At 55.5% G+C, this 26,070-nt stretch carries 28 protein-coding genes and 1 other RNA gene; 24 read left to right on the top strand and 5 right to left on the bottom strand.

The features are described 5' to 3' along the window. The first annotated feature begins 27 nt into the window (after nucleotides 1-27). The 5 genes from A11S_RS08850 (at nucleotide 28) to A11S_RS08830 (ending at nucleotide 4,681) form a co-directional block, all read left to right on the top strand. Entirely contained in the window at nucleotides 28-1,248 is a 1,221-nt protein-coding gene (locus A11S_RS08850) for a type II secretion system F family protein (RefSeq protein WP_015468174.1), read from the top strand. Nucleotides 1,249-1,252: 4 nt separating this feature from the next. Continuing rightward, nucleotides 1,253-2,248 (top strand): hypothetical protein, encoded by a 996-nt coding sequence (locus A11S_RS08845; protein ID WP_014103465.1) that lies wholly within the window; start codon nucleotides 1,253-1,255, stop codon nucleotides 2,246-2,248. A 191-nt stretch (nucleotides 2,249-2,439) separates the two neighbouring features. Next, entirely contained in the window at nucleotides 2,440-2,970 is a 531-nt protein-coding gene (locus A11S_RS08840; protein WP_015468173.1) for a hypothetical protein, read from the top strand. A gap of 90 nt (nucleotides 2,971-3,060) precedes the next feature. Continuing rightward, nucleotides 3,061-3,810, top strand: coding sequence for a hypothetical protein (locus A11S_RS08835; RefSeq protein ID WP_015468172.1), 750 nt, complete (start codon nucleotides 3,061-3,063; stop codon nucleotides 3,808-3,810). A 154-nt stretch (nucleotides 3,811-3,964) separates the two neighbouring features. Next, entirely contained in the window at nucleotides 3,965-4,681 is a 717-nt protein-coding gene (locus A11S_RS08830; RefSeq protein ID WP_148285127.1) for a hypothetical protein, read from the top strand. Between the two features lie 148 nt (nucleotides 4,682-4,829). On the opposite strand, the gene A11S_RS08825 is transcribed toward A11S_RS08830, so the two are convergent. Beyond that, nucleotides 4,830-7,163 carry a response regulator gene (locus A11S_RS08825; RefSeq protein ID WP_015468170.1) on the bottom strand — a complete coding sequence of 778 codons (2,334 nt, stop codon included), beginning with the start codon at nucleotides 7,161-7,163 and terminating at the stop codon, nucleotides 4,830-4,832. 101 nt (nucleotides 7,164-7,264) lie between these two features. Here A11S_RS08825 and A11S_RS08820 point away from each other — a divergent pair, with 101 nt between their 5' ends. The 6 genes from A11S_RS08820 to sdhA all read left to right on the top strand — a co-directional run bounded on the left by A11S_RS08820 (nucleotide 7,265) and on the right by sdhA (nucleotide 12,267). Beyond that, on the top strand, nucleotides 7,265-8,275 hold the full coding sequence (locus tag A11S_RS08820; protein WP_015468169.1) for an aspartate-semialdehyde dehydrogenase: 1,011 nt from the start codon (nucleotides 7,265-7,267) through the stop codon (nucleotides 8,273-8,275). 147 nt (nucleotides 8,276-8,422) lie between these two features. Beyond that, nucleotides 8,423-8,875 (top strand): hypothetical protein, encoded by a 453-nt coding sequence (locus tag A11S_RS08815; RefSeq protein ID WP_015468168.1) that lies wholly within the window; start codon nucleotides 8,423-8,425, stop codon nucleotides 8,873-8,875. A gap of 85 nt (nucleotides 8,876-8,960) precedes the next feature. After that, nucleotides 8,961-9,476 (top strand): peptide-methionine (R)-S-oxide reductase MsrB, encoded by a 516-nt coding sequence (gene msrB / locus A11S_RS08810; RefSeq protein ID WP_015468167.1) that lies wholly within the window; start codon nucleotides 8,961-8,963, stop codon nucleotides 9,474-9,476. A 137-nt stretch (nucleotides 9,477-9,613) separates the two neighbouring features. Next, on the top strand, nucleotides 9,614-10,051 hold the full coding sequence (gene sdhC, locus A11S_RS08805) for a succinate dehydrogenase, cytochrome b556 subunit (RefSeq protein ID WP_041802637.1): 438 nt from the start codon (nucleotides 9,614-9,616) through the stop codon (nucleotides 10,049-10,051). Nucleotides 10,052-10,065: 14 nt separating this feature from the next. Then, nucleotides 10,066-10,464 carry a succinate dehydrogenase, hydrophobic membrane anchor protein gene (gene sdhD, locus A11S_RS08800; RefSeq protein WP_015468165.1) on the top strand — a complete coding sequence of 133 codons (399 nt, stop codon included), beginning with the start codon at nucleotides 10,066-10,068 and terminating at the stop codon, nucleotides 10,462-10,464. A gap of 12 nt (nucleotides 10,465-10,476) precedes the next feature. Further along, on the top strand, nucleotides 10,477-12,267 hold the full coding sequence (sdhA, locus tag A11S_RS08795; protein WP_015468164.1) for a succinate dehydrogenase flavoprotein subunit: 1,791 nt from the start codon (nucleotides 10,477-10,479) through the stop codon (nucleotides 12,265-12,267). Nucleotides 12,268-12,324: 57 nt separating this feature from the next. Here sdhA and A11S_RS08790 read toward each other — a convergent pair whose 3' ends face one another. Further along, the gene (locus tag A11S_RS08790) at nucleotides 12,325-12,516 is read right to left on the bottom strand and encodes a 4-oxalocrotonate tautomerase (RefSeq protein ID WP_015468163.1); all 192 of its coding nucleotides are present in this window, start codon (nucleotides 12,514-12,516) and stop codon (nucleotides 12,325-12,327) included. Nucleotides 12,517-12,694: 178 nt separating this feature from the next. On the opposite strand from A11S_RS08790, the gene A11S_RS08785 reads away from it, so the two are divergent. The 4 genes from A11S_RS08785 to A11S_RS08770 all read left to right on the top strand — a co-directional run bounded on the left by A11S_RS08785 (nucleotide 12,695) and on the right by A11S_RS08770 (nucleotide 15,542). After that, nucleotides 12,695-13,615 carry a 2-oxoglutarate and iron-dependent oxygenase domain-containing protein gene (locus A11S_RS08785; protein ID WP_015468162.1) on the top strand — a complete coding sequence of 307 codons (921 nt, stop codon included), beginning with the start codon at nucleotides 12,695-12,697 and terminating at the stop codon, nucleotides 13,613-13,615. A 105-nt stretch (nucleotides 13,616-13,720) separates the two neighbouring features. Further along, on the top strand, nucleotides 13,721-14,098 hold the full coding sequence (locus A11S_RS08780; RefSeq protein ID WP_015468161.1) for a hypothetical protein: 378 nt from the start codon (nucleotides 13,721-13,723) through the stop codon (nucleotides 14,096-14,098). 172 nt (nucleotides 14,099-14,270) lie between these two features. Then, nucleotides 14,271-15,068: a succinate dehydrogenase iron-sulfur subunit gene (locus tag A11S_RS08775; protein ID WP_015468159.1), complete on the top strand. Its 798-nt coding sequence runs from the start codon at nucleotides 14,271-14,273 to the stop codon at nucleotides 15,066-15,068. 42 nt (nucleotides 15,069-15,110) lie between these two features. Continuing rightward, a complete protein-coding gene (locus tag A11S_RS08770; RefSeq protein ID WP_015468158.1) occupies nucleotides 15,111-15,542 on the top strand; it encodes a DUF1761 domain-containing protein in 432 nt (143 codons plus the stop codon). Between the two features lie 80 nt (nucleotides 15,543-15,622). On the opposite strand, the gene A11S_RS08765 is transcribed toward A11S_RS08770, so the two are convergent. Both A11S_RS08765 and msrA read right to left on the bottom strand, forming a co-directional pair. Continuing rightward, nucleotides 15,623-15,925, bottom strand: a complete 303-nt coding sequence (locus A11S_RS08765; RefSeq protein WP_015468157.1) for a DUF167 domain-containing protein — start codon at nucleotides 15,923-15,925, stop codon at nucleotides 15,623-15,625. Continuing rightward, complete coding sequence (gene msrA / locus A11S_RS08760) at nucleotides 15,912-16,451, bottom strand: peptide-methionine (S)-S-oxide reductase MsrA (protein WP_235067724.1); 540 nt, start codon at nucleotides 16,449-16,451, stop codon at nucleotides 15,912-15,914. Before msrA ends, A11S_RS08765 begins: the two co-directional genes overlap by 14 nt. Before the next feature lie 207 nt (nucleotides 16,452-16,658). On the opposite strand from msrA, the gene A11S_RS08755 reads away from it, so the two are divergent. The 4 genes from A11S_RS08755 (at nucleotide 16,659) to rnpB (ending at nucleotide 20,066) form a co-directional block, all read left to right on the top strand. Continuing rightward, a complete protein-coding gene (locus tag A11S_RS08755; RefSeq protein ID WP_015468155.1) occupies nucleotides 16,659-17,996 on the top strand; it encodes an MFS transporter in 1,338 nt (445 codons plus the stop codon). Next, the gene (locus tag A11S_RS08750; RefSeq protein WP_015468154.1) at nucleotides 17,993-18,874 is read left to right on the top strand and encodes a purine-nucleoside phosphorylase; all 882 of its coding nucleotides are present in this window, start codon (nucleotides 17,993-17,995) and stop codon (nucleotides 18,872-18,874) included. The genes A11S_RS08755 and A11S_RS08750 overlap by 4 nt, the downstream gene beginning before the upstream one ends. Nucleotides 18,875-18,880: 6 nt before the next feature. Then, entirely contained in the window at nucleotides 18,881-19,642 is a 762-nt protein-coding gene (locus A11S_RS08745; protein ID WP_015468153.1) for an N-acetylmuramoyl-L-alanine amidase, read from the top strand. 40 nt (nucleotides 19,643-19,682) lie between these two features. After that, an RNA gene (rnpB, locus tag A11S_RS11740) (RNase P RNA component class A) lies at nucleotides 19,683-20,066 on the top strand. Nucleotides 20,067-20,144: 78 nt separating this feature from the next. Here the strand turns inward: rnpB and A11S_RS12160 are convergent. Beyond that, on the bottom strand, nucleotides 20,145-20,276 hold the full coding sequence (locus A11S_RS12160; RefSeq protein ID WP_268744263.1) for a hypothetical protein: 132 nt from the start codon (nucleotides 20,274-20,276) through the stop codon (nucleotides 20,145-20,147). A gap of 623 nt (nucleotides 20,277-20,899) precedes the next feature. Between A11S_RS12160 and mraZ the strand changes: the two genes are divergently transcribed. From mraZ to A11S_RS08715, 5 genes are read left to right on the top strand one after another with little or no spacing between them, the layout of a single operon-like run. After that, a complete protein-coding gene (mraZ, locus tag A11S_RS08735; protein WP_015468150.1) occupies nucleotides 20,900-21,364 on the top strand; it encodes a division/cell wall cluster transcriptional repressor MraZ in 465 nt (154 codons plus the stop codon). Continuing rightward, nucleotides 21,361-22,368: a 16S rRNA (cytosine(1402)-N(4))-methyltransferase RsmH gene (gene rsmH / locus A11S_RS08730; RefSeq protein WP_015468149.1), complete on the top strand. Its 1,008-nt coding sequence runs from the start codon at nucleotides 21,361-21,363 to the stop codon at nucleotides 22,366-22,368. Before mraZ ends, rsmH begins: the two co-directional genes overlap by 4 nt. Beyond that, nucleotides 22,368-22,853, top strand: coding sequence for a cell division protein FtsL (ftsL, locus tag A11S_RS08725; RefSeq protein WP_015468148.1), 486 nt, complete (start codon nucleotides 22,368-22,370; stop codon nucleotides 22,851-22,853). The genes rsmH and ftsL overlap by 1 nt, the downstream gene beginning before the upstream one ends. After that, nucleotides 22,850-24,610, top strand: coding sequence for a peptidoglycan D,D-transpeptidase FtsI family protein (locus tag A11S_RS08720; protein WP_015468147.1), 1,761 nt, complete (start codon nucleotides 22,850-22,852; stop codon nucleotides 24,608-24,610). The genes ftsL and A11S_RS08720 overlap by 4 nt, the downstream gene beginning before the upstream one ends. Next, nucleotides 24,607-26,070, top strand: a complete 1,464-nt coding sequence (locus A11S_RS08715) for a UDP-N-acetylmuramoyl-L-alanyl-D-glutamate--2,6-diaminopimelate ligase (RefSeq protein ID WP_015468146.1) — start codon at nucleotides 24,607-24,609, stop codon at nucleotides 26,068-26,070. Before A11S_RS08720 ends, A11S_RS08715 begins: the two co-directional genes overlap by 4 nt.

Genomic DNA, 26,070 nt, shown 5'->3' with positions numbered 1-26,070 from the left:
AGAGTCCGAACCTGATTTATTCAAGCCATGCAGCAATGGGTCGCCGAAATTGCGTATGATTCCTCCAGCGGACCAAAAACCGCTGTGGAATCCTTTTATCTGCCGACGGCGGATGATGTGCGCCGTGCTGTGTCGAAGAAGGGCGGATATGTCCTGTCCATTCGTCCGCATGAACGCTCCCCGATGGAGCGGATGCTGGCGCGATCCACATGGTGGCAGGTGCAGTTGTTGCGCGGGATTCAATTCCGCTCCACGGCGACATCGCCGGGTGTGGCATTCTGGCGGATTATTCAGGCCGAAACCAACCCGATGCGCCAGAACATTCTGGCCCCCGCGCGGGAAGCGCTGGCACGCGGTTTGGGTGTGATTGATGCGCTGAAAGCCTTGCGTATTTTCGACCACGGCACCATCGCCATTCTGGCGGCCAGCGAACGCGCAAACAAGTTGCAGGATGGTATTCCGCACGCCATTCACTCGATTACACAGAAACGCCGCAACACCCGCGCCATCGTGGCCACGATGTCGTGGCTGGCGATTGACGTTGTGTCGATTGTGCAATCCCTGTTTTGGGGCCGGGGGATGGTTCTGGATTGGTTTAAAAACAACGCACCGACCGACCCGGCGGAGCAGGAAAAATTCACGCGCGTGGTTGGGCAATTGGCGCTGACCTGGGATATTTTGATATTTACGGCGTTTGCGGCCGGGGCCTTTATGGCCTGGGCGGTTATTTCCTTCTGGATCAACAAAGGGAAAACCGACTGGCCGACGGCGCGTGTGGTGCGAAAAATCCCCCTGATTGGCGCATATCTGCGGGATCTGGGCTTTGTGGACTCGATGATGGCGGCGGCGCGTATGTTGCGCGGGCTGGTGCCGATTTCCGATACGCTGAAACAATCGTCCGAGGCTACAACGGTGCCGGAAGTGGCCCGGTATTGGACCGAGGCGAATACGGAGCTGGAACGTGGGGTCGGGCTGGGGTCTGCGTTGGACCGGGCCCCCCTCAGCAGGAGTGAACGTATGGAACTGGCCAGCTTGTCCGATCTGGGACAAGTTGCTACAGTATTGGAGTCAATCGCAGAAATGCGTGCGGCCGCGGCGAAGACGAAGCATAGCCTGATCGTCTGGATCGCGTTTGGTCTCACCGGTGTTTACCTCACCATCGCCTTTGGTAGCGCCATTTACGCCCTGACCGTGATGAACATGAGCATGGACAGCATGATGGGCGGCCTGATGAGCGGAGCAATGTAAGATTATGGCTTTCCCGACGAAAGACACATTGAAAAAAATGACCCGGGCGGGTGCAACGCCGGGTGCCTCCGTTGGCGCGGATCAAGGGCCGGCGCGCATGCGTCCCGGTATGGCTGATATTATCGCCGGCGAAGCGAAAGATTTTCGCACTGATCTGTCGCCGTTTCTGCCGTCCGAAATTTTTGGCGGATCGTTGCCGCACATTCCCGGAACGGAAGAGGAGGCGGTGTGGAACGCCGCGTCACAGGCGTGCGGCACGGAGCGTGTGCATTATTGTTACACGGTGGATGATGGGCGTTGCTGGTATCTGGCTGTGCCGTCTGTGGCCTTGGCCAGTGCGCCGGATACGTGGTGTCCGCTGGCCGCGGCATTGCCGGGCAATAGCGAATATTGGGATCGTGAAACCGTTTACCTGTATGAACAAGAAGGTATGGCCAGCGCTCTGCGATGGGATCCGGAAACGGCGCGGATGCAGGTTTACATTGGCGCGGCCCGGACATTGTTGCCGCGTATCCAGAGCATGGATGCCAATTTCGTGACCATCAACCCGGATGTGGCCACAATTATTCCGTGGCGCAATCGTGCCCTGCGTACTGAAAAACTATCGCGCGCAACGGCCATGGTGCTGCTCTATTCCGGATTGGCGGTTTCGTTTCTGGCCGTTGGCGTAATTGTTCTGCAGTTCCTGATGACGGGCTTTGTCAAACGCGACCTGGCCAAGGTGAAGGCGGACAGCGAAAAATTATCGAACGATCTGATGATCAATGCCTATGGCGCATTGCAGTCGGATACCATTCGTCACATGGTGCGGATTCAGGAATTGTTGGATACGTTGCGCACGATCGAGGGGACACTGGTCCGCTACGAAGTGAAGGGTGGCAAGGTTGAATGGGAAGCGCTGGTGCCGAAATCGTTCAGCCAGGGTGTGGGGCCGATTCGTGGAACCATCAAACCGGGGATCGAGGGCGATGGCCGGGTGCGTTTGGTGGGAACGTCGTAATGCTGTGAATGGGGGCGTTTTCCAGATAGCGCGCTCTTGTTAATAAAGGCTTCAGATTGGTGCTGTTGCAACATGCAAAAACGCCCCTAAGGCCTTTAAAGAGCTTTTAAATCTTTGTCTTTAAGATAATATATTAAGGTTCATAAAGTCGGATCAACCGACAGGACTGATCGGGTCAAAGGGTTATAATTTTGGACTTCAAGTCGTTCGACTGGCGGTCGCTTCAAAAATATATGAAGCCGCAGGCCAGTGAAGATTTAAACCGCTTTTTGGAAAACCTGCCACAGACGGCGGGCCAAAATGCATTGATTGCCGCGGGCATCGCGTGGGCCGCCGCCGGGGCACTTGGCCTGTATGCCACCATCCAGACCCAGAAAATGATTACGCTGCGCGCCGAACTGAAACAGGTTGAGGCGCTGAAGCCCATGGTGCCAAAGGTCACGGACGTTCCCGTCCCTGCGGCCGATGTAAAAAGCTTTGCTGAAAATCTGGCGCAAATTTACCGGGGATTGAAAATTCAAGCCTCGGGCTCCAGCATTCAGGTGTCGTCGACGGATACGTCGCGCTTTGCCGAATTTCGTGAAGCTATCGGCCATATGCAAAATGGTGGTACGGGGTGGCGCGTGACGGTGGATCGCATGTGCGTCGGCCGCGAATGCGACAAGGATAAATTGATTGCCCTGTTGAAGGTGAATAAGGTTTCTGTCGATAAGCCGAAGTAATATTGGAATGCAATATTATGGTGGATTGTCGTCGGATGTCATTGCATACTACGGACTGAAACATTTTTTCGAGCGAAAGAGGAGTGGAAAATGACCACAACAATGATTGAAAATAAACGTTCGGGGGAGCGCGGGAACGTGTTGTTCCTGATCCTGATCGCGGTGGCGTTGTTTGCCGCTTTGTCCTACGCCGTGACGCAATCCACCCGGTCTGGGTCTGGTGACGCATCCGGTGAAACTGCCTTGATCAGCTCGGCACAGTTGACGCAGTACCCGGCCGGTGTGCGGACGGCGATTGTACGGATGGTTATTGCCGGGACGGACGTGAATGAATTGAAGTTCAACCCGCCGTCGGATTTCGATGAAATTACAACAGAAGATGAAGAGCGTTCGGCTGTATTCCATCCGCAAGGGGGAGGCGCAGTTTTCACGAATGCTCCTGCTGATATGATGGCGTCAAGTGGAGGAAATACCGCAGGAAACTGGTATTTTAACATGAAGAACCAAATTCAGGATATCGGTTTGACTGATGCCGCAAGCAACTCTGGTAACGATCTTATTGCCTATTTGCCGGGTGTTACACAAACAGTGTGCCGGAAAATGAATGAAGAGTTGGGGATCGGTTCAAGCATTCCAACCGGCGAAGCTGCTTATGTTCCGTCTGGTGCACAAGAAGGGGCAACATCTGACTTTATGAACGATAGCTACCCTGCTTTGGCAGCTACGCCCGGTGAAGTTATTGGCGATGGTGCCAGTGATACATTGAAAGGTCAGCCTTTTGGTTGCTACGATGCGGGTGGCAACGTATACGTCTACTACCACGTTCTGGTTGAACGGTAAGATGCGTGCTGGGGGGCGGGTTTTCGTCCCCTTGCATTGACCTGTTTCGCTTGAGTTTGAAAGGCTGGTCGTCCAGGGTTGGATGGCCAGCTTTTCTTTTGTATAATAGTAACAACGGTATTTTTTAAAGGTGATTGGAATGGGTGTCGGTTTGATGATGGTACAGAGACGGGATACGCGCGTGAACGAGCGGGGCAGTGCGTTGGTCTACATCCTTATTGCCATTGCGTTGCTGGCGGCGCTGACGCTCAGCTTTATGGAGCCGTCGGGACAACAGACGCAGAGCCAGAATACGTTCAAAACCATCTCGGAAATTGAATCGCAGGCGGAATATATCCGCACCGCGATTCAGGAATGTGTGATCCTGCATGAAAAAGGGGATAACACGATTGATAACAGCCCGACGGGCAGTGACCCGGGCGCAAATAAAAAATTCCCGATCAAGCCAACATCAACACATTTCACCGGTGCGACACCGCCCGCAGATACAGATGATTTTGTTGAATATCTGCGCTGCCCCGGTAATCCCGGTGATGATAATAACCACAAGCGCATCTTCACGGCCGAGACAGGAAAATTCCTGCCGCCGCCGCCGCCCTTGTTTGAAAAATGGGAATATTATAACGGTGATGACGGAATTTTCTTCTGGACCCATACGACGAAGAGCGATTCCTATCTGCAAACGGCGCTGGCTAAGCTGGAAGAAAAGTTTGGCAAGTGCGAGGCGGATACGGTTGTCGCGGGTGGCAGTGCGGTGGATCTGGATACCGATGGCGGTGTTGAGTGCCCAGCCAATTCAACCTGCTTCCGCGTCTGGATGACGATCAAGGGTTCTCCTGCGGTGTTCCAAGAAGCGGGTTGCCCGAACTGATTTAGGGGCTTTCTCAATTCCCTCCTTTTTGTCATTCCCGCTTTCACCCTTCGCATAAAGCTACTGGCGACGAAGTCGCGGGAATGAGAAACGATGGGGATCGGATAAATGCCCGCCATATTGCTTTATTTTAAATCAAAATATCAGATCACAACGCTGCAACAGCCGTCCGCACTGATTCAAATTCCTTGGCGGCGGCGATGATCAAATTGGCGTTGATGACATTATTTTCCGCATCACTTTGAATCTGCGCGGCGATGTCGCCCAATCGGTTGCAACAGGCGGATCGTGCGGCGCCTTTCAAACTGTGGGCTGTTTCGCGGATGTCGGCATAGGATCCGGAGGCGGCTTCACGTTGCAGGGCGTCGATTTGCGCGGCGGTCATGTCGACAAACATCCGCATCATGTCGATTGCTTCGGCGGGGTCCGTGCCCATCTGTTCGCACAAGGCGGGGATGTCGATGGAGCCGCCGGATGGTGCCGCGGTGTTTTGCGCAGTGTCGGATGATGCAGGGGCGTCGCCCTCTTCGTTCAACAGGCCCCAGCGGATGAGCAGGCGTTTAAACTGCCCCAACGATACGGGTTTCAACAAACATTCATCGAACCCATAAGCCAGATAGGTTTGGCGTTGCGCCATCTGTACATCGGCGGTCAGGGCGATGACAGGCATGTGCGATTCATCATCGCGGTCCCGTTCAGAATCGCGAATGGTGGCCACCACCGTATATCCATCCACACCCGGCATATGCAGGTCGGTGAGCAGGATGCCGTAGAGCCCGGTCTCAAGAGCATTGAGCGCATCCTGTCCATTCACAACGAAATCGGCATCCACGCCCAATTTTTGCAATTGGCGTTCCAAAACGGCGCGGACGCTGGCCGTATCTTCGGCAATCAACAAACGGCGCGGGCCGTCGATTTTGACGCGGCTGACCTTGCTGGCCACATCCATCACGGCGGTGCCCAGGCCCAAACGGCTGGCCGGTTTGGCGAGATAGGTGACGCCCAAAGACTGCAACGTATGTTGCAGTCCGATGTCATCCCGCACCGTGTACATGATCAACCCCATAAAGGGGCGGATTTGCATGATATTGCGGATCAAATCGATCCCCAGCCCGTCGGGCAAGCCCTGGTCAATCACGGCCACGTCGAACGGACGGCGTTGCACCAGATCCATGGCCTCGGCCACCGTGCCGCAACTTTCAACCGTCGCCCCCATGGATTGCAGGGATTTGACAATTTCGCGCGCGCCCTGCGGGTGATCCTCAACCGACAAAATGCTCAGCCCGTCCAACGCGGGCAGGTTGACGGTCGGGGAATCGGTGGAGACCTGTTCCGTCGGAATTTCGAACCAGAAAACGGAGCCTTCGCCCGGCGTGCTGTCAACGCCGATCTGCCCACCCATCAATTCAACCAAACGGCGGCAAATGGACAGGCCCAACCCGGTCCCGCCGAATTTGCGCGATGTTGTATTGTCGGCCTGATTAAACGGCTGGAACAAACGGGCCATCACGTCCGGTGTCATGCCCATGCCGGTGTCGGCAACTTCGATGCGCAGAACGATGCCGTTATCCTTGGGCTGTAACACTTTGGCCTTGGTACTGACCCGCACGGTGACGGACCCGCTTTCCGTGAATTTCAGCGCGTTGCCCGCCAGGTTCATGATGATCTGGCGCAAGCGTTTCGGATCGCCAATGATCACGAACGGCACATCGGATTCAATGTTGTCGAGCAGGGATACGTTCTTGCCAATGACGCGGACGGACAAGGCCTCCAATATCCCGCGCACCAATGTGCGCACGGGAACTTCGAATACATCCAATTCCATTTTATTGGCGTCGATCTTGGCCAGATCGAGAATGTCATCCAGAATTTCCAGCAATCCGGCGGCGGACCCGCGGGCGGTATCCACCATATTTTGAATGGCGGCGGGCGGCTTTTCCTCGGAGATGAGTTCGAGGAAACCATAAACAGATTGCATGGGGGTGCGGATTTCATGGCTCATCGTGGCCAGGAAATTCGATTTCATTTCGGCGGCCTGGTCGGCTTCCTGCACGGCCTGCTGTAATTTTGCTTCGGCTTCTTTGGTGGCGGAAATATCCGTCACCCACAGCGCGTAGCAGGGGGTCCCTTCGAATTCCGTTTCGCTGACCGTGATTTTGGCCCACCGTTGGCGGCCATCATCATCATCATAGATGGGCAGGGTGATGTCGCGTGGCGGTTGCCCGCTTTTCAGCTTTTTGACCAGATCGCAGATGGACGGGCTGGGCCAGATGTCGTCCAGCGACCAGCCAACGACGTCGAAGGGGCCGGCGATCGCGGGGCCCTCTATCCCCTTGGGCGGGCGGAGCATGTAAATCAGGGCATGGTTTGCAAACAGGATATCCAACGGTCCCGCATTTTCCGGTGCCGGACCACGGCGCAGCAGGCACAGGCCCAGCGGCACATTTTCAAAAAATTCCCGATTTTGCGTAAGGCGGGACATGGTGGGTTGTACGGGCCTGTCTTAAGGGGGGCTTGTCTTCCAAACCCGTTCATCCTATCACAAGGAAGGTTAATTTCATCTACCGGAAAATGAGGGTTCTTATGGGTTACAAAGTGGCGGTCGTCGGGGCTTCGGGCAATGTCGGGCGGGAAATGCTGGCGACGCTGACCGAACGGAATTTCCCGGTGGACGATATTGTGGCTTTGGCGTCATCGCGGTCGGCGGGGCGTGAAGTATCCTTTGGCGACGATACGCTGAAAATCCAGGATCTGGCGAAATATGATTTCAAGGGCACGGATATTGTCCTGTCATCCCCCGGCGCAAAGGTGTCGGCGGAATTCGCCCCCCGCGCGGCGGCGGCCGGCGCGGTGGTGATTGATAACACCAGCCATTTCCGCATGGACCCGGATGTCCCGCTGGTGGTGCCCGAGGTGAACGCCCATGCGATTGCCGATTACAAAAAGAAAGGCATCATCGCCAACCCGAACTGTTCCACCATTCAAATGGTTGTCGCGTTGAAGCCGTTGCATGATCTGGCCATTGCGAAGCGCGTTGTCGTGTCGACATACCAATCCGTATCCGGCGCGGGCAAGGACGCGATGGATGAATTGTTCAACCAGACGCGCGGCGTGTTCATGAACAATGCGCCCGCCCCGGAAGTCTTCACGAAAACCATTGCTTTCAACGTCATTCCGCAAATCGACATGTTCATGGATGATCACATGACGAAAGAAGAATGGAAGATGGTGGTGGAGACGAAGAAAATCCTCGATCCGAAAATCAAGGTCTGCGCCAACTGCGTGCGTGTTCCGGTGTTTATCGGCCATGCCGCCATGGTGAATGTAGAATTTGAAAATGATATTGATGCCACCATGGCCAAACGGGCGTTACAGGGCGCGCCGGGCATCACCCTGATCGATCTGGAAAGCGAAATGGAATATGTCACCCCGGCTGAAATCGCGGGTGAGGATAACGTGTTCGTCAGCCGCGTGCGCGAGGATGCAACGGTCGAAAATGGCCTGAATTTCTGGTGTGTTGCGGACAACTTACGGAAAGGGGCCGCCCTGAACGCCGTCCAGATTGCAGAAATTCTGGCGCGGGAGTATATGTAACCGTCTGATGAAGGCCGGGTGCAGGGAGCCCGGATATATAAAAAAATAGGAGGCCAGCCAATGAGTGCCCCAGTAAGAAACAGGGACGTTTTAGTCCACCCAATGATCTACCGGGCCTATTTGGTCCTGTATCTTGAAAGCTGTGCGATGTTAAATCGCATGGATGCCGTGCTGGACAGCACATTGCATCAGGCCATTGTGGCGGAAGCGATTCAAAACGGCTTTGTGATGCCCGATGTTGAATCTATGCGCGAAAAAACAAACGCGTTGCGTTTGGCCATTGCCATGTCCCCCGATCCGCATGATGTGCGATTGTATAAAAACAACATGTTGTTGATGCCGGTGAAAACGGCGCGCGCGTTTTATAATGTTGCGGCGTGTGGACAGGATATTGTCGTGGATGTTTTTCATGCCATCGAAAAGACGCAATATCTGCCCTGGTTTACCGTGTTGAAAAACCGGGGTGAACCCTATGCCGGGCCGACCAGCCTGCAGGAAGTGTTCAACGTTTGGGCCAATCTGGAGCGCAGTGTCAGCAGCGAAAAGAAATATGCGGCCCCCAACGCCCTGCCGCGCAGCTGGTTTGATGCCCAACCATAAGATCGCCTTATTTTTCGCGTATTTTTAGACCTCTGGTTATTTGTGGGCAGAGGTCTATTCTTATTGGGAGAAAAGGGTATCAGTCATGATCAGCAGACGCGCATTTTTATCTGGCATTGGGGCTGTGGGTGCCGCCACCATTCTGACACAAGGAGCATGGGCCATGGGTCTCTTCGGCGAAAAGAAAACGACACAAGATACGAAAGCCTTTCCCTTCACTCTGTCGGATGCGGAATGGAAAAAACGCTTGAGCCCCGAGGCCTATCACGTCCTGCGCGATCACGGAACGGAACGGGCTTTTACCTCGCCACTGAATGATGAAAAGCGGGCGGGTGTGTTTCATTGTGCCGGGTGTGATCAGGCCCTGTTTAAATCGTCGGATAAATACAATTCCGGTACGGGTTGGCCATCCTTTACCCAGCCGATCGCCCCGGATGCGGTCGGGACGTCCACCGATTATAAAATCGGCGTGGGGCGGACCGAGGTTCATTGTTCCAATTGCGGCGGTCATCTGGGTCACGTGTTCGAAGATGGCCCGGCCCCGACGGGCTTGCGCTATTGCATGAACGGCGTGGCGTTGGCGTTTAAGCCCAGTGAATAATTCTATCTATTTGATTTAAAACAAAAATCATCTTTTTATTTTGGGGATTCTCCGCCGAAAGAGGGTTGCATTCATGCGGCGCGGTATTATTATAACCGCCTGAATTCAATCTGTTTTTGTCTTTTGCCGGAGCGTCCATGCAACCGACCACCACGTCTAAACGGCCCCGTCCGCTATCCCCCCATATTCAGATTTATCGCTGGGAAATCACCATGGCGCTGTCCATCCTGCATCGGATGAGCGGAATCGCTCTGGCGATTGGTGCCTTTGTGCTGGTCTGGATGCTGGTTGCGGCCGCCATCGGGCCAGAGGCTTATGCCTTTTTCCAGCGGGCGGCATCGCACCCGGTGGGTACGCTGTTTCTGGTCGGTTGGACCTTTGCGCTGATTTTCCACGGGTTGAACGGTATTCGTCACCTGTTCTGGGACATCGGGCGCGGTTTTGAAATTAAAACGGCGAAGAGTAGCGGCTGGCTGGTTGTGCTGGGTGCGCTCGCGGCGACGGCGGCGTTGTGGTGGCATATGTGCCCGTGGTCCGATGTGGACTCCATGCTGATCGCGCTGAAACAATTTTAATCGGGGTTTTGAACATGTCGATGAAATGGAACGATACACCGCATAAAAACCCGTTGGCGCGTGCGCGTGGTCTGGGCGCGGCCCATTCCGGTGTGACGCATTGGTGGCACCAGCGCATTACGGCTGTGTCCAACCTGGGCCTGATGGGCTGGTTGATCTGGACGGTCACGCAAATGCCGGTGTGGACGTATGACACGTTCACGGTATGGCTGGCGCATCCGGTCAATGCGGTATTGATGATTCTGACGATCCTGTCGACCTTCTACCATGCCGTTCTGGGCACACAGGTGGTGGTTGAGGACTACGTGCATAACGAAGGATTCAAAATCGTGAAGCTGGCGGCGATCCGTCTGGCGTTTATTGCTGCTGGCGTTGCCGGTATTTTCTCCATCCTCAAAATCGCATTTGCGTAAGGGCGCATAACCATGACCAACGCGTATCAAATCGTCGATCATTTCTATGATGTCATCGTTGTCGGTGGCGGCGGGGCGGGTCTGCGCGCCACGTTCGGCATGGCGGAAAAGGGTTTGAAAACCGCCTGTATCACCAAAGTGTTCCCGACACGCTCCCACACCGTTGCGGCACAGGGCGGTATTTCCGCCGCGCTGGGTAACATGGGTGAAGATGACTGGCGCTTCCACTTCTATGACACCATCAAGGGGTCGGACTGGCTGGGCGACCAGGATGCCATCGAATATATGTGCCGCGAAGCCATTCCGGCGATTATCGAACTGGAGCATTACGGCGTGCCGTTTTCCCGCACACCGGAAGGAAAAATTTATCAACGCGCCTTCGGCGGCATGACCACGCACTACGGCAAGGGCACGGCCCAGCGGACGTGTGCGGCGGCGGACCGGACGGGCCACGCCATTTTGCACACGCTGTATCAACAGGCGTTGAAGCATAAGGCTGAATTCTTCGTTGAATATTTCGCCCTCGACCTGATCATGACGCCGGACGGCGAATGCGCGGGCGTTTTGGCGTGGGATTTGAACACGGGCACATTGCACCGTTTCCGCGGTCACCAGACCGTTCTGGCCACGGGCGGATATGGCCGTGCGTATTTCTCCTGCACGTCGGCACACACCTGCACGGGTGATGGCGGCGGTATGGTTCTGCGCGCCGGCCTGCCGATGCAGGACATGGAATTCGTTCAATTCCACCCGACGGGCATTTACGGTGCCGGTTGCCTGATCACCGAAGGTGTGCGTGGCGAGGGCGGTTACCTGACCAACAGCGAGGGCGAGCGTTTCATGGAACGTTACGCGCCGAGCGCGAAGGACCTGGCGTCGCGTGACGTTGTATCCCGCTCCATGACCATCGAAATTCGCGAAGGGCGCGGCGTTGGCAAGGACAAGGATCATATTCACCTGCACCTTGAACATTTGGACCCGGATATCATCCATTCCCGTCTGCCGGGTATTGCCGAATCCGCCCGCGTGTTTGCCGGTGTTGATGTGACGAAGGAACCGATTCCGGTTCTGCCGACCGTTCACTACAACATGGGTGGCATTCCGACCAACGTGAATACCGAAGTGCTGAACCCGACCGCCAATGATCCGCACCGCGTTGTGCCGGGCCTGATGGCGATTGGTGAAGCGGCATGCGTATCCGTTCACGGCGCGAACCGTTTGGGCTCGAACTCTCTGCTCGATCTGGTCGTGTTTGGCCGGGCCGCGGCGATCCGTGCGGCGGATATTGTTCGCCCCGGTGCCCCGCACCGTGCCTTGCCGTCCGATCATCTGGATGGCGCGCTGGCGCGTTTCGATGGCTACCGCAACGCATCGGGTTCAACCCCGACGGCGAAACTGCGCCTAGAAATGCAAAAGGCGATGCAGGACCACGCCGCCGTTTTCCGCACCGGCGATGTTCTGGCCGAAGGGTGCGAGAAAATCGCGAAGTGCTTTGCCGCACGCGGTGATATTGGTGTCAGCGATCGATCCCTGGTGTTCAACACCGATCTGGTTGAAACGCTGGAGCTGGATAACCTGTTGTATCAATCCGTCGCCACGATCCAATCGGCCCTGAACCGTCAGGAAAGCCGTGGCGCCCACGCGCGTGAAGATTTCTCCGAACGCGATGACCAAAACTGGTTGAAGCACAGTGTGACATGGGTGGGTGCGGATGGCAGCCACTCCATCGGCTACCGCCCGGTCAACCTGCACACCTTGACCAACGAAGTCGAACCAGTCCCGCCGAAAGCGCGTGTGTACTAAAAATTCAAAAGCCCCCGGTAAACGGGGGCTTTTTTATTGTGTTCGTTTGCGTGCGGATTACTTCTTCTCATCCAATTTCAATACCCCGCCAATCGCGTAATCATGTTTGGCCATGTCGGACAGGATGATTTTGACGTGTTCCGGGGTGACGTTGACGGATTCGCAGACGGCGGCGGTGACTTTTTCGACCAGCGCGCGTTTTTGGTCCACGGTGCGGCCTTCGATCAAATGGATCTGGACGATGGGCATGGGGATATCCTTTGTTTAAGACGGGGTTATCGGCTGGGTTCGAGGATGCCAGACTCTGTGGGCGTTGAAAAGTACGGGATTGACCCCCGAATCGCGCGGGGAGGGCTTTACAGCCCGCCGCCCCTGTGGAATCAGTATGAAAAATAATAAAGTACCACTTATCAGGGAGTAACCGGGCATGATCCCCGTTTTTGATTTGCGTGACTATGATGCCGACCCGGTTGGGTTCGCCGCCGCTTTTGGCAAGGCATTCCATGATTTCGGGTTTGTCCGCGTGCGCGGCCACGGCATTTCAAAAGACATCATCACCCAGGCCGAGGACAATGCGCGTCAGTTTTTCCGCAAACGCCCGGCGACGAAAGATCGTCACCAGCATCATGGCAACGAAGGATTGATCGGATATTCGCGCAACCATGAAACGGCGCGCGGGCAAAATATTCCGGACATGAAAGAACAATGGAATATTCGCACCCGATTGCCATCGGGCCATCCACTGGCCGGACAGGAACAGAAAATCCTGACCGTACCGCGTCAATCGTCGTTCAAGCCATCAATGACAACGTTGTATGCGGCGTTTGAGGATCTGACCGCCCGCGTGGTGAAGCCGTTGGCTGTGTATATGGGCGAAGATGAAAATTTCTTTGATGATAAATTGCAGGATAGTTTGAGCATGATGCGTCTGCTGCATTACCCGAAAGCGGGCAGTGCTGCCAATCACCTCGACCTGAACTTCCTGACATGGTTGCGCGCGGATGAACCGGGCTTGTTCGTGACGGCACGCGATGGTCACGAGCATGCCGTCGTTGCGGAGGGCGATGACGAGCTGATCCTGAATGGCGGCATGATGCTGGGGTTGATGACCAACAATGATTTGAAACCATCATGGCACCGGGTCGAAGCCCATTCCCCGCGTCAGACCATTGTGTTTTTCGTGCATCCCAATCCCGATGTCATCCTGACCCCGTTGAAGAAATTCAATCAGGTGGCGGAAGGGGCCGCGCCCGATTATTTCCCCCCCGCCGGACCGGATGGGCGCGTGGCCGTGTCGGTTCGGGATTTTGTGACCTGGCAAATCCAGCAGATTCACAAGCCCAAATAACGCGGTCCTCGCCATAAGGGCAGGGGCATTTTATTGCTGCATTAACACTTTTCGTGGTATTTTATTGCGATACTTGTCGTATTCGTCCCGCGAAAGGATGCGATTTTGGCGTATTATAATGAAATTCCCAAAGTGCGCGCCGCCACCTGGCATGATGTCGAGGCGGAGGAACGACGCCGTGGCGGAGGGGCTGGTGGGCCGCCGGACCCGCGCCGGAGCCTGTGGGACGCCTTCAATGATAAAGTCAATGACATGACCCGTGACCTGCGGTTAAAGGCCCGCAAGGCGATTGGCGATGAGATTCAGCGCCTGCAGGCGGAGTTTCAGCCGACGCTGGACACCGTACAGCGTGCCCACCATGAAGCGCAGATCAACGATTTAAGCCGCCGTTTCACCACCGTTGTGAACGGGGGGATCAAGGGGGCCTGTGTCGCCGTGGGCACATTACGGTCTTTGAAGCCCGGGTCGTTCAATCCCTCCTGACAAATCGGTCTAACCCGCACATTTTTCACAGGAAAAGGGCGTTTTTTCGCCTTTTCTTTGCGCCTGCAAAAGCGTACTTTAAAGGAAGCGTAACCGCTCCCGATTTATACTGTTTTATGGAATATTCGACGGGCGGGTTTTTCCAACAAACTTCAATGTGACGTCTGCCATCATGGTTCAATTGTCTCTGCCTCAGCATTCCAAAGTCAAACCCGGCCGCACGGTGAAAGCCGCGGGCGAGGGCGCGAAAAAGAAAAAGACTTTCAAGATTTACCGCTGGGATCCGGAGACGGATGAAAACCCGCGCGAAGATCGCTATGAAATCGATCTGGAAAAATGCGGCCCGATGGTTTTGGACGCGCTGATCCATATTAAGAACGACGTCGATTCCACGCTGACCTTCCGCCGTTCCTGCCGCGAGGGGATTTGCGGGTCCTGCGCCATGAACATTGACGGCAAAAACACGCTCGCCTGTTTGAAGCCGATCAGCGAGATCAGCGGCGATGCTAAAATTTCTCCGTTGCCGCATATGCCGGTGGTGAAAGATCTGGTCCCGGACCAGACGCACATCGTTGCGCAATACCAATCGATTGAACCGTGGATGAAAACGGAATCCCCGGCCCCGACGCGCGAGCGTCTGCAAAGCGCCGAAGATGCTGATCTGCTGAACGGCAGTGATGGCCGCGGTCCGGCGGCGTGCATTCTGTGCTTCTGCTGCTCGACATCGTGCCCCAGTTATTGGTGGAATGGTGACCGTTTCATGGGGCCGGCGATTTTGATGCAATCCTATCGCTGGGTGATTGATTCCCGCGACGAAGCCACAGGCGAGCGTCTGGATCAACTGGAAGATCCGTTCCGCCTGTATCGTTGCCACACGATCATGAACTGCACCAACGCCTGTCCGAAGGGGTTGAACCCGGCGAAGGCGATTGCCGAATTGAAAAAATTGATGGTGGCGCGCCAGGCATAATTGGGGCGTCATCTTTAAAAATAATTTATCAGGAGGATCAGAATGGAATTTTCAGGCTTTGCGTTTCCGATCGTTGAAACCGTTGTATCGGGTATGGCGGCCTTCCTTCTTGGTTTGCTCTGGTATCATCCGAAAGTTTTGGGCAAGAAATGGGTGGAAGCCCGCGGCAAGGGGCTGGGTGAAATGCACCCGACGCCGTTGCCGATTGTTGTGTCCTTTATGCTGTGGATGATGGCGGCGTTCTTCTTCTCCTTCTTCGTTGTGGCGATGGATATTCATTCGGCACCAGGTTTGATTTCGCTGGCATGTTTGCTGTGGGTGGCTTTTGCCATGCCGCCGACAATTATGGGCGCGTTTTATACCGGTTATCCGTTGAATGCCGTGGCCATCGACAGCGCGTATCAATTGGGCGGGTATTACCTGTTCGCGGTGACGCATATCGTTATGGCCGACTTGCTGAAAGCCGCGACATAGGGGCTTACATTCTTCAATAAGAAGGCACCCAATCGGGTGCCTTTTTTATTTGACCTGTGCCGGGATGACGAGTGTAGAGGCTAGGTTTTTGGGAATGCGGCCTCAATCAAACTTTCATCCAATCCATCAAAATACAAAACCTTGTTCCGGTCGGTGTGGCCGCTACGAATTTCAATCGCGGTTTTGGGGTGCTTGAGTGTTTTGGACAGGAGCTTGATCAGCGCGTCATTGGCTTTGCCGTTTTCGGCAATGGCGGTCACGCTGATTTTCAGGATATTGCGCCCTTGTTCATCCACCATCCACCCGCGAAATCCGTCCGATGATGCGCCGGGGGACAGGCGGATGTGCAATATGGCACCATCCAATGCGTTATTTTGTGCCATATTTTTCCGACTTTATTTTCTCTTTCGCGATCACGCGGACATGGGCCTGGCCGGTGCGATCTTCATACTTCTCGTAATATTGCTGGTGGTAATCCTCCGCCGGCCAGAATGTCGGCGCTGCAACCACTTCGGTTACGATGGGGTTTTTGTAAATTTTCTCGGCATTGATCCGGGCGATGGTGTCCTCGGCCATCTGTTTCTGGGCATCGTCATGGTAAAAAATCGCTGAGCGATATTGCGATCCATGATCGACCCATTGCGCATCCTTGGTTGTCGGGTCATGCGCACGGCGCAGGAAGTGGTCGAGCAAAGTCTGGTAATCCGTTTTTTCAGGGTCGTAATAAATTTCCAGCGCTTCGGCATGGCCGGTGCGGCCCTGGCTCACCTGTTCATAACTGGGGTTTTCAACATGGCCCCCGGCATAGCCGGAGACGGTGTAGACAACGCCGGGCTGTTTTCTGAATTCACTTTCCAGACACCAGAAACATCCACCGGCAAAGGTCGCTTTTGGAAGATTGTCGGGCATGGTACTCACCAAATCAGGGTTATTGGGTTTGGCCGTGATGGTCCCATCGGTCGCTTTTGCTGCAAACGCATAAAAAGCGAGCAAAATCGCTAATAAAATCAGCGGAAAGGGACGGGATAATCGGGAAATCCGGCTTTTCATTTCAGGTCCAATCGTTTAGCTATTATAACTATCTAATTCATTGGAAACAGGAGAAAAGGCCCCCTTATGATTGGGTCTTCCGGTATGGCCGCGCCAGCGGTCCCATCGCCGTCTTTACCGCTTGATCGCACAACACGGCGATCAATTGCGGCGTGGTGCCTGTATGACTGGGCCAACTCGGCTTTCGCCACGGTGATTATCACGTTTATTTTCTCCGTCTTTTTTGCCCGCAATATTGTTGGTAACGAAGTGTCCGGAACGGCGCAATGGGGAATGGCGATCGGTATTTCCGGTTTGATCATCGCGGTGCTCAGCCCGGTTTTGGGGGCGATTGCCGACCATTTTGGCGCCCGTAAACCCTGGGTCGGAATTTTCAGTGCGATTTGCATTATTTGCACGGCCCTGATGTATTTCGGCGAACCGAATGGCTCGCCGGGTAATATCGCCTTTGTGTTGACGTTGCTTGTCATGGCGAACGTGGCCTATGAAATTGCGCTGGTGTTCAACAATGCCATGTTGCCCCATATCGCGCCGCACCGTTTGATCGGCCGTGTGTCCGGGTGGGCGTGGGGTATGGGATATATGGGCGGGCTGATTTGTCTGGCGCTGTCCCTGTTTGGGTTGGTGGGGCTTGGTGATGTTCCGCCCTTCCTTCCCGTATCGGAAGACGGCGGGCAGAATCTGCGTCTTGTCGCGCCGCTGGTGGCCGTGTGGTTTGGGTTGTTTACCATCCCGATGCTGATCTGGACGGGGGACGTGGCACGGTCACAAATCTCCGTCATGGAATCTGTGCGCCGCGGTTTGCGCCAGTTGAAAGAATCCGTCCACACTGTTGGACGGCAGAAAAACATGGTGCGTTTCCTGATCGGCAGCGCCATTTACCGTGATGGTTTGAATACCTTGTTTGCCATGGGTGGATTGTACGCGGCGGCGACGTTCGCCATGTCGTTCACCGACTTGCTGATCTTTGCCATTTTGTTGAACGTATCATCGGGCATCGGGGCGGCGTTGTTCGCGGGCATGGATGATGATCGCGGATCGCGCCAGACGTTGATCCTGTCGCTGACCGGATTGATCTTGGCCGGGGCTGCTGTCTTGCTGGCACAGGATAAAATGCTGTTTACGTTCCTGGCGCTGGCGCTTGGCCTGTTTATCGGCCCGGTGCAATCGGCCAGCCGGACCTATGTCGCGCGCCTGTCGCCGCCGGAACTGGTCGCGCAATCTTATGGTCTGTATTCCTTTACCGGGCGGGCCGTGGCGATGGTGGGGCCGTTTGTTTATGGGCTGGCCGTTGCGACCTTTGAAACGCAACGCGCTGGTATGGTCAGTATTCTGCTGTTCTGGATTGTCGGAATGGCGTTTTTGTTTACAATTCACGACGAAGAAGAGGAACCCGAAGAATGAGCATTTTTGGCCGTAAGAAAGACAATGAGAATCTGGATATCGCGATTGCTGAATCCACCAATATCATTTTGAAGCATCTGAATGGGATGCAGCCGAAAATCGCCGTGATCCTGGGCTCTGGTCTGGGCGGGGTGGCGGATGCGGCGGATGTCGTGGCCACGATTCCCTACACCGATCTTCCCGGTTTCCCGCGCCCCAGTGTTGAAGGGCATGCCGGCACGTTGATTGCGGGCACCATTGAAGGGGTTCCGGCCATCTTTCTGAAGGGCCGCGCGCATTTGTACGAAGGTGTGGGCCCGGCCCCGTTGAAGGTGATGATCCGCACGATGAAAACGCTGGGGGTTGAGGTTTTGTTCCTGACCAACGCGGCAGGGTCACTGCGTCACGAAGCACCGGCGGGCGAATTGATTGCCATTGCCGATCAAATCAATTTCACGGGCCTGAACGTTCTGGCGGGGCCGAATGACGATGCGTGGGGGCCGCGCTTCCCGCCGATGGACAATGCGTATGATGCCGAATTGCGCGCAACCTTGTTCAATGCGGCGGCCGCGATTGGCACGCCGCTGATCGAAGGGACCTATGCCGGTTTCCTCGGCCCCACATTCGAAACCCCGGCGGAAATCCGCATGGTCAAGGCGATGGGCGCGGATTCGGTTGGTATGTCGACCGTATCCGAATGCATCATTGCCCGCCATTGCGGTTTGAAGGTTGTCGGGTGTTCCGCCATCACAAACATGGCCGCGGGTATGAGCGAAGAAGCCCTGAGCCACGACCAGACCATTGAATGGGCGGCGATTGCCGGACAAAAACTGACCAAACTGGTTTTGCGTTTTATCTCGGACTGGGGTGTGCAAAAGGGTTTGAAGAAAGCGGCATAATAAACCATGACCATGCGGACAAAAAATTCACCAAACTTCAATGAACGGGCGGGCGGTGTTGCGCCAACCGTTCTGATCCTGCATTACACCGGAACAAAAACGGCGCAGGATGCCGAAGACGTGTATATGGACGCGAACCCGCCGAAACTAAAATCGCCGGGTCCGGTCAGTCCGCATTACATGATTGATTACGATGGAACCGTCACACAATTCGTGGCCGAAGATAAACGGGCCTGGCATGCCGGGGCGTCATGGTGGGATGGGCGTGATGATATCAACAGCCATTCCATCGGGATTGAAATCGTCAACCCCGGCATCAATTACGGATATGTTGATTTCACCCAGGCGCAGATGGATGCGTTGGCCATTCTGGTGCGGGGTATTCTGTCGCGCAATCCGATTCCGGCGCATTACGTTCTGGGGCATTCCGACATTGCACCCACGCGTAAACCCGATCCGGGTGAAAAACTGGATTGGGCATGGTTGGCCGCACGCGGCATTGGCCTGTGGCCGCAACCGGATCAGCGCGATTACGATCTGGGTGATATCTTCCTTGGCAATGCGGCGGATTTGCACCGGGCCTTGACGGAATATGGGTATGACCCGCGTCTGAAACTGGATGAGCTGATCCCGGCGTTTCAGCGCCATTTTCAACCCGATGCCTTTATCGACCCGGCTCGCCGTGGGCGCAGTGACCGGGAACTGGCGGCGCGATTGCATTGGCTGTTGCGGATGAAAAACACCGTCACCGCGGCCCCCGCGCCATAATTTCTTGCAAAACCCCTCAATTTCCTCGATGGTGTGCCCGCCAGAGGGTCGGATGGCCGCGCCTGTCGCAAGATGGGTGAGGAAAGTCCGGGCTTCACGGAAACACGGTGCCGGGTAACACCCGGGCGGGGCGACCCGACGGACAGTGCAACAGAAAACAAACCGCCGATGGATCCTTCGGGATCACAGGTAAGGGCGAAACGGTGCGGTAAGAGCGCACCGCGGACCTGGTAACAGGGACGGCATGGCAAACCCCACCGGACGCAAGACCGAATAGGGGCCGCATATGGTGCGTTTCCGCATCGCGGCCCGGGTTGGTTGCTTGAGGTGCGTGGTAACACGCATCCCAGATGAATGGCCATCCATCATCTGTCCTTTCGGGGGCGGATGGTGACAGAACCCGGCTTACAGACGCTCTGGTTTTTTTATTTGATTTGTAAAAAGCCGCCCGGTCAAAGGGGCGGCTTTTTTCCTGGATGCTTCCCCGTTGTTGAAACGGGTCCTAGCCCCAAAGTTTTTGGTAAACGTCCAGAACTTGATCGAACCGCGCGGTTTCGACAGCGGTGTGCAAAATGGTGCCCACATACAGGCCGCCATTAATGGCCAAGGTCAGAAGTAACAGAATAGCAATCATGGAAAATCTCCCCACACACAAATTGTGGGCGCGGTATTGCGCCCGTTTTTCGTTTTCACACACATGCCCTGGTTCCACACACTGTCGCCAGGACGATCGATGGTTTACCATAACGAATCTTGCGGGGCAATCAATTTTTTCATAATAAAATTTCGTTTTGAGGGCGTGGGGGTGAAAACTGTGGATTTCTGCGGGTTATGCCGGGGGTGTTTGGGGGTGCGGGCCTGTTTTTTTGCGGGGCCAGCCAAGGGTTTCAAAAACATGGGGGTGAATCTGTGGATAACTCTGTGTGTTGGGGGGGGATAAGCACCTCTTTCTCCTCGGCTCCAAAGCCCACGAACAGCGATTTTGATGCGGTTTTACAAGCGTTCCCTGCATTTATTCCGGGCCCGTTTAGGGGTGGGGGCTGTGGATAAAGGGTGGGCCGGAAACCCTTGGAAAACCGGGGTTTTTGGATGGTGGCTCCGTTGAAATCCATGCCATCCCATGATATCCCATATAGAACCATGTTTCACCGTGGCGGGCGTATGTGATTCGCGCTTGTCGGGGCTTCGAAGCTGGGGCCGGCCTTTGACCTTCTTTGACATGAACCCTTTGCAGTAAACGGAACGCATTCGTCCCCTATGGCGTTGTTTCTTTCGACATACATCAATCGAGTCGACCGCAAGGGACGGGTATCCGTTCCGGCGGCGTTTCGCACCGCCCTGAACGCACAGGCGTTTCAGGGGATTGTTGTATTTCGTTCGCCCGTTCATGCCTGTCTCGAAGGATTTGATGGCGCGAAGATGGATGATCTGGCGACGCGCCTGGATCAATTCGATTTGTTTTCCGCCGAACAGGATGATCTGGCCACCGCCATTTTTGGTGATGCTGTGCCGTTGGCGTTTGATGGTGATGGCCGCGTTACGTTGACGCCGGATTTGCTGACCCATGCCGCGATCACGGAACAGGTGGCGTTTGTCGGTCTGGGTCGAAAATTCCAATTGTGGGAACCCTCCGCGTTGAAGGCGCGCCAGGTGCATGCGCGCGCCAATGCGCGGGATAAAGGTTTGACGTTGCCCTCCATCATCGGGGGGGCGGCATCATGATGCAGGATACGGCGCCACATATTCCGGTGATGCTGGATGAAGTTTTAACGGCCTTGGCGCCCGTTGCGGGTGAGACCTATGTCGATGGCACATTTGGTGCGGGTGGGTATTCCCGCGCAACGCTGGACCGCGCACCGGGATGCCGCATTGTCGGTATCGATCGTGACCAAACCGCGCATGACCGGGCCGCGGCGTGGAAAGATACATACGGCGATAAACTGATTTTGTTGCACGGTACGTTTGGCAATGTGCAAACCCTGTTGGATCAGGCGGGAATTGATCGCGTTCAGGGCTTTATGCTGGATATTGGCGTATCGTCGATGCAGATCGATAACGCCGATCGCGGTTTTTCGTTCCGCTTTGATGGCCCGCTGGATATGCGGATGGATCAGAGTGCGGGTGAAAGCGCCGCCGATATCGTGCGCGATATGGATGAAACCGATCTGGCCAACCTGATTTACAATTACGGCGAAGAACGCCATTCCCGTCGCATCGCGCGTGCCATTGTTGATGCGCGTGTTGTGGCGCCGATTGAGACAACCGCCGCATTGGCGTCCATCGTTGAAAAAGCGATGCCGGGGCGGCGCAAGCCCAACGATATTCACCCCGCCACGCGGACATTCCAAGCCCTGCGCATCGCCGTGAATGACGAACTGGGCGAACTGGAGCGGGCACTGGCCGCGTCCGAGCATATTCTGGAGGAGGGGGGGCGTCTGGTTGTTGTCACGTTCCATTCTCTGGAAGATCGTATCGTTAAAAACTTCTTCAAAACGCGGTCGGGCGATGTGCCTGCACCGTCCCGTCACGCACCGATGACCGCGCACAGCGATCATCCGGCCCCCACCTTCCGCCTTACGCAACGCAAGGCGATTGATCCCACCGATGCCGAAACCCGGCGTAATCCCCGTTCAAGATCCGCAAAATTGCGGAGTGCTATCCGTACCAATGCCCCCGCATGGAATGAAGAATCATCGAAAAAATTTGCGAAAGGGGGGCGTGGATAATGCGCATTCGCCTTTCGTCGATTGTTTCGCTCGGCCTGGCCGGGATGGCGGGATTCATGCTGTTCCAGACCAGCCAGAATGTGCAGCAGGCCGAGCATCAATTGCGCGGTCTGAATGCGCAACTGACCAAAGAGGGCGAAGCCCTGCGTGTTTTGGAGGCGGAATGGGATTATCTCAATCGCCCCGATCGTCTGGAAGAATTGGCGCGCCAGCATTTGAAAATGGGGCCGATTGATCCGAAGTTGCTGGTGCGTGATGGCGGGGCTCTGCCTGATCATGTTGAACCGGTTATTCCCGCACGCAAGCCTGATGTGGCGCTGCGTCGCGCTGTTTTAAATTCCTCTTCCTCTGGTGCGGGTTCTCCGCCTCCTGTTGCTGCTCACGATTCTGTGACATCTCCGGCAACATCTTCTCCCTCGTCTGAAAATTTCGATACGCTGATCAATCGCCTGACTGATACGGAACCCAGTGGAGGGACGCCATGAGCCCATCCCCGTTTTTCCGGCAAAAAGTAATGAAGCTGATCGGAACGCGGCGCTCCGCCTTGGATCTGGCGCGTGGGCGGATCATGTTTATGCGGCTGTGCTTTGCATCGGCATTCGTGCTGGTGGCTGTGCGCGGGTTTGACCTGACAATTCTACAGGGTGAATTGCCGCGTTTGAGTCAGGGATTGTCCAGCGGATTTTCACAAGAAGCGCCCGCGCGTGATTATGCGCAAGGGGCAAAGACGGCTCCAACAAATTTGCGGGCCGATATTGTGGACCGCAACGGTGTTATTCTGGCGCGGTCCGTACAGACGGCATCGTTGTACGCCGATCCGAAATTGATTCCGGACCCGGAAGGGGTTGCGCGCGATCTGGTCAAGGTTTTGCCGGATCTGTCCTATGGCGATGTTTTAAAGAAGCTGCAACGTGACGGGCGTTTTGTCTGGATCAAACGTAACCTCGCGCCACAGGATCAATATGCGGTTCTGGGTCTGGGGCATCCGGGCCTGTCCTTTGAAACTGAAGCCAACCGCCTCTATCCGCAAGGGGCCTTGGGCGCGCATCTGGTGGGGTACACCAATGTGGATGGCAACGGCCTGGCGGGGGTTGAGCGCAGTTTCGACAACGTTCTGAAAGCGGGTAAGGAACCCGTGCAATTGACGATTGATGTGCGCCTTCAACATGTCTTGCGCCGTGAAATTTCCCGCACGATGAAAGAGTTCAACGCCAAGGGCGGCATGGGCGTGATTATGAACGTGCATGACGGTGAAATTCTGGCGGCGGTGTCACTGCCCGATTTCGATCCGCACAGCGCAGGGGCCGCCAAGCCGGATAATTTGTTCAACCGCCTGTCGCTGGGCGTGTATGAAATGGGGTCGACGTTCAAACTGTTTTCGACCGCGGCCTATCTCGAATTAAAAAATGCGCCGATTGGCCAGACGTTTGATGCGACAAAACCCCTGACCATTGGGCGTTTTTCGATTCGAGATTATCACGCGCAAAAACGTGTTCTGACCATTCCGGAAATTTTCATGTATTCGTCCAACATTGGTTCGGCCCTGATGGCGCAGGCCGTCGGAACGGATGCGTTGAAAAATTTCTATGCTGATCTGGGTTTTATGGCCCCGGTGAAAATCGAAATTGATGAAGTGGGTCAGCCCATCATCCCATCGCCGTGGCGTGAAACCAGCACGTTGACGGCATCGTATGGTCACGGCATTGCGGTATCCCCATTGCATGTGGCTGCGGCGGCATCCTCCATCGTGAATGGCGGTTTGCGCGTGAATCCGCATGTTGTTTTGGACACTATTGCCGATGACAAGGAAAACGCATCGGTCCGCGTTGTATCGGCGGAAACCGCACACCGCATCCGTCAATTGCTGCGGTTGACCGTCAGCCATGGTACGGGGGGCAAAGCCGATGTTCCCGGTTATATGGTTGGTGGGAAAACCGGGTCGGCGGAAAAACCGGGTGCGCATGGTGGTTATGATCGCAAACGCTTGCTGTCATCATTTTTGGGTGTCTTCCCATCGGATGATCCGGACTATGTCGTTTTGGTGATTGTGGATGAGCCGCAGGGGAACAAATCAACCTATGGCTATGCCACAGGCGGGTGGGTCGGGGCTCCGGCTGTTGGGCGGGTGGTGACGGCGATGGCGTCGGTCCTGGCGCTGCCGCCAAAAGATGTGCCGGCAGAGAAGGATATTTCCGCCGAGCTGGTTCGCTATATCCACGATCCGAAGAAAGCGGGGGAATGATGGCGAAGATGCTTTCGACCCTGCTGGATCATTACACGGGCCCGGATATTGAAATATCCGGAATCGCGCTGGATAGTCGTGCGGTCAAGCCGGGGTATGTTTTTATTGCCGTTCCGGGCGTGAAGGTCGATGGGCGCGATTTTATTGCCGATGCGATTGCGTCGGGTGCGGTAGCAATTGTTGTGCCTGTGGGGACAACGGTTGAGGGCGAGGCTGTACTTATTGCGCATGATAATCCGCGTCATGTCGCCGCGGTGATGGCCGCGCGCTTCTACGGTCGCCAGCCGGAGATCGTTACCGCCGTAACGGGCACCAACGGTAAAACATCCACCGCGCATTTCACGCAACAATTATGGGCGGGGTTAAACCTGCCATCGGCCAGTTTGGGCACCATTGGCGTGCGTGGAACGCATTTTAATCGTGACGGGTCCATGACGACGCCGGATCCGGTGTCTCTGATGGCGTTGATGGCCGAAATGGCAGATGCGGGCGTCACCCATCTGGCGATGGAAGCCTCCAGCCACGGGTTGGACCAAAACCGTTTGGACGGAGTGCGCGTGTCGGCGGCCGGTTTTACCAACCTGACGCGCGATCATCTGGATTATCATGGCGACATGAAGACTTATTTGGCGGCAAAAGCACGCCTGTTTTCATCGGTCCTGCGCGATGGTGGAACGGCGGTGTTGAATGCGGATGATGAAGCCTTTGTGGCGTTGGCCGATATTTGTAAGTCGCGCGGCCTGCGCACATGGTCCTACGGTCAAAAGGCGCAAGACATTATTTTAAAATCCCGCAACCTGCGCCCCGATGGCCAAGATCTACAGATCAGTGTTCTGGGGCGTGATTATACGGTGGCCTTGCCATTGGTTGGTCAGTTTCAGGCTATGAATGCGCTGTGTGCGCTCGGGTTGGCGCTGGCGGAGGATGTGTCGCGTATTGATGATCTGGTGGATGGCTTGTCCCGTCTGCAGGGCGCACCGGGGCGGTTGCAAAATATTCCCGGTCATCCGAACAATGCGGCCGTGTATGTCGATTATGCGCACACGCCGGATGCGTTGGTGAATGTGTTGCAATCGCTGCGCCCGCATACAACGGGGCGACTGGTGTGCCTGTTTGGATGTGGCGGAAACCGTGACAAGGGCAAACGCCCTGTGATGGGGGGGATTGCCGCCGATCTGGCCGATCATGTGATTGTCACCGATGATAATCCGCGATTTGAGCAGGCCGATGTGATCCGCGATGAAATTATGGCGGGTGTGACAAAGAATGACGCCGAAAATATCGGTGATCGCCACGTGGCGATCCAGCATGCCGTTGGCATGTTGAAGGATGGGGATGTTCTGGTCATTGCCGGCAAGGGGCATGAGCAGGGGCAAATTATTGGGAATCGGGTGGACCCGTTCGACGACGTCGAAGAGGCCACCACAGCAATTTTGAATATCGGGCTTGGGGAAGCATAA

The sequence above is a fragment of the Micavibrio aeruginosavorus EPB genome (assembly GCF_000348745.1).
In the GTDB taxonomy this organism is placed as follows: domain Bacteria; phylum Pseudomonadota; class Alphaproteobacteria; order Micavibrionales; family Micavibrionaceae; genus Micavibrio; species Micavibrio aeruginosavorus_A.
Note: the sequence above shows the minus strand (reverse complement) of the source record. Positions and strands in the feature narration are given on the sequence as shown.

Excerpts from the sequence above, each read along its gene's own strand:
- rsmH (WP_015468149.1), top strand. The coding sequence starts at position 21,361 with ATGATGCAGGATACGGCGCCACATATTCCGGTGATGCTGGATGAAGTT.
- A11S_RS08830 (WP_148285127.1), top strand. The coding sequence starts at position 3,965 with ATGATGGTACAGAGACGGGATACGCGCGTGAACGAGCGGGGCAGTGCG.
- A11S_RS08820 (WP_015468169.1), top strand. The coding sequence starts at position 7,265 with ATGGGTTACAAAGTGGCGGTCGTCGGGGCTTCGGGCAATGTCGGGCGG.
- sdhA (WP_015468164.1), top strand. The coding sequence starts at position 10,477 with ATGACCAACGCGTATCAAATCGTCGATCATTTCTATGATGTCATCGTT.
- ftsL (WP_015468148.1), top strand. The coding sequence starts at position 22,368 with ATGCGCATTCGCCTTTCGTCGATTGTTTCGCTCGGCCTGGCCGGGATG.
- A11S_RS08765 (WP_015468157.1), bottom strand. The coding sequence starts at position 15,925 with ATGGCACAAAATAACGCATTGGATGGTGCCATATTGCACATCCGCCTG.
- A11S_RS08835 (WP_015468172.1), top strand. The coding sequence starts at position 3,061 with ATGACCACAACAATGATTGAAAATAAACGTTCGGGGGAGCGCGGGAAC.
- msrA (WP_235067724.1), bottom strand. The coding sequence starts at position 16,451 with ATGCCCGACAATCTTCCAAAAGCGACCTTTGCCGGTGGATGTTTCTGG.
- A11S_RS08785 (WP_015468162.1), top strand. The coding sequence starts at position 12,695 with ATGATCCCCGTTTTTGATTTGCGTGACTATGATGCCGACCCGGTTGGG.
- A11S_RS08715 (WP_015468146.1), top strand. The coding sequence starts at position 24,607 with ATGATGGCGAAGATGCTTTCGACCCTGCTGGATCATTACACGGGCCCG.
- A11S_RS08720 (WP_015468147.1), top strand. The coding sequence starts at position 22,850 with ATGAGCCCATCCCCGTTTTTCCGGCAAAAAGTAATGAAGCTGATCGGA.
- A11S_RS08825 (WP_015468170.1), bottom strand. The coding sequence starts at position 7,163 with ATGTCCCGCCTTACGCAAAATCGGGAATTTTTTGAAAATGTGCCGCTG.
- A11S_RS08745 (WP_015468153.1), top strand. The coding sequence starts at position 18,881 with ATGACCATGCGGACAAAAAATTCACCAAACTTCAATGAACGGGCGGGC.
- sdhD (WP_015468165.1), top strand. The coding sequence starts at position 10,066 with ATGTCGATGAAATGGAACGATACACCGCATAAAAACCCGTTGGCGCGT.
- msrB (WP_015468167.1), top strand. The coding sequence starts at position 8,961 with ATGATCAGCAGACGCGCATTTTTATCTGGCATTGGGGCTGTGGGTGCC.
- A11S_RS08845 (WP_014103465.1), top strand. The coding sequence starts at position 1,253 with ATGGCTTTCCCGACGAAAGACACATTGAAAAAAATGACCCGGGCGGGT.
- sdhC (WP_041802637.1), top strand. The coding sequence starts at position 9,614 with ATGCAACCGACCACCACGTCTAAACGGCCCCGTCCGCTATCCCCCCAT.
- A11S_RS12160 (WP_268744263.1), bottom strand. The coding sequence starts at position 20,276 with ATGATTGCTATTCTGTTACTTCTGACCTTGGCCATTAATGGCGGCCTG.
- mraZ (WP_015468150.1), top strand. The coding sequence starts at position 20,900 with ATGGCGTTGTTTCTTTCGACATACATCAATCGAGTCGACCGCAAGGGA.
- A11S_RS08750 (WP_015468154.1), top strand. The coding sequence starts at position 17,993 with ATGAGCATTTTTGGCCGTAAGAAAGACAATGAGAATCTGGATATCGCG.
- A11S_RS08770 (WP_015468158.1), top strand. The coding sequence starts at position 15,111 with ATGGAATTTTCAGGCTTTGCGTTTCCGATCGTTGAAACCGTTGTATCG.
- A11S_RS08850 (WP_015468174.1), top strand. The coding sequence starts at position 28 with ATGCAGCAATGGGTCGCCGAAATTGCGTATGATTCCTCCAGCGGACCA.
- A11S_RS08815 (WP_015468168.1), top strand. The coding sequence starts at position 8,423 with ATGTTAAATCGCATGGATGCCGTGCTGGACAGCACATTGCATCAGGCC.
- A11S_RS08775 (WP_015468159.1), top strand. The coding sequence starts at position 14,271 with ATGGTTCAATTGTCTCTGCCTCAGCATTCCAAAGTCAAACCCGGCCGC.
- A11S_RS08755 (WP_015468155.1), top strand. The coding sequence starts at position 16,659 with ATGATTGGGTCTTCCGGTATGGCCGCGCCAGCGGTCCCATCGCCGTCT.
- A11S_RS08790 (WP_015468163.1), bottom strand. The coding sequence starts at position 12,516 with ATGCCCATCGTCCAGATCCATTTGATCGAAGGCCGCACCGTGGACCAA.